The following is a 1429-nucleotide window of genomic DNA, read 5'->3' as shown; positions in this document are numbered from 1 at the left end:
AGATCCAGTACCGCCCGGACCTGGTCGACGGGTGCCTGGCCGGCACCGGCCTGATCACGGACGGCTGACCGACATCACGAATTCAAGTTCAGTAGCTGATCCGAGCATGCAGCTTCAAGCCCGCGCTGCCGGTCGCTTCAGCTCTTCTTCCGGCCATTCAGGTTGCGCGGTGGTGACGGGTTGTCCAAAACCGCCGATAGTCAGGTATTCGGAGGCTGCCGAAAGGCGGGCAGACCCGTGTCATCAGTGGGTTTCTCCGAGGACGAAGGGGGCTCTTGTGCGGAATTCGTTGACTCGCCGCGTTCGCGGCAAGGCGCTGACGGTGCTGTGCACCGGCGCGGTGCTCGGCGGGCTGGCCATGGTTCAGCCCGCGCAGGCGGCATCAGCCGAGACCTGTCGGACACTGAGCGCGACGGTGAACAACTCGGCCGGGCAGGCCGGTGGCCACGTCCAGGGAACCTTCTGTATCAACACCGGCTCGTACAGCGCGTATCTCAACTCCGGTTATTACAACTACGTGGAGGACTACCAGGCGGACGGGGTGGCCGCACGCGCGTACGTGTCACACGGCGGGTACCTCAATGGCCCGCTCGCCACGGACAGCACCTCCACCCCTGGGGGCACGCAGCTAGGGCCCTGGGAATCGACCTACTTCGGCTCATCCCTGAGGTTGTACGTGTGCCTCGGCACGACATACCCCGGCAGTGCCGGAGCTCGGTGCGCCTCCAGCAGCATGTCCGCGTAACCGCCCCGAGGCGTGTGAAAGAGACAGGTCCAGAGGTGCAAGCAACTCACCGGTGACCCGGCAGGATGACGGCCGAGGGCTTCAACCTCATCGGTGAACACAGAGGATTCACCTTGGCACTCACCTGGGAAAACGCCCTCTGAACCTCACAGCTCCTCCAACAAGAGAAAGAGGTGCTGCCAGGGACTCCCCAGCAGTACCTCTCGCTCGTCCTACCCCTATTTTCACCGCTCCGGCGGCATGCTGGTGGGCCCGGCAGACGGTGGAATCGACGTTGACATCCCAGGTGATCAGGCCCTTGGCGTCTGCCTCGGCCTGGAGCCGGGTGAGGATCCTCGCCCAGGTGCCGTCCCGCTGCCAGCGCCGGAACAGGTCATAAACCCGGTCCCACGGCCCATAACGTTCGGGCACGTCCCGCCAGGGAGCACCGGTCCGGGTCGCCACCGTATGCCGTCTATCAGCTGAACCGTTCCGGGTTCGGTAGGGACTCGATCATTTGAGAGGATCGAGTCATGGCACGTCCGTCCCAGTACCCGCTTGAGCTGCGCCGTCGTGCGGTGCGCATGGTCGCCGAGGTGCGGCCCGACTGCGACACCGAGTGGGCCGCGATGAAAGCGGTCGCCGCGAAGCTCGGCATCGGGACGGCCGAGACGCTGCGCAAGTGGGTCCGTCAGGACCAGATCG

Annotated in this window: 1 protein-coding gene and 2 pseudogenes; 2 read left to right on the top strand and 1 reads right to left on the bottom strand. The window is 65.0% G+C overall.

Features of this window, described 5'->3' with window-relative positions; genetic code table 11:
- Positions 1-277: 277 nt before the first annotated feature.
- Positions 278-745, top strand: coding sequence for a hypothetical protein (locus tag ACFY15_RS36885; protein WP_390827086.1), 468 nt, complete (start codon positions 278-280; stop codon positions 743-745).
- Positions 746-904: 159 nt separating this feature from the next.
- Here the strand turns inward: ACFY15_RS36885 and ACFY15_RS36880 are convergent.
- A pseudogene (locus ACFY15_RS36880) lies at positions 905-1180 on the bottom strand (transposase); the annotation flags it as partial.
- 77 nt (positions 1181-1257) lie between these two features.
- Between ACFY15_RS36880 and ACFY15_RS36875 the strand changes: the two are divergent.
- A pseudogene (locus tag ACFY15_RS36875) lies at positions 1258-1429 on the top strand (IS3 family transposase); the annotation flags it as partial.

The organism is Streptomyces sp. NPDC001373 (assembly GCF_042895815.1).
Lineage (GTDB): Bacteria > Actinomycetota > Actinomycetes > Streptomycetales > Streptomycetaceae > Streptomyces.
The sequence above is the reverse complement of the archived record's forward strand: the minus strand, read 5'-3'. Positions and strand labels throughout refer to the sequence as shown.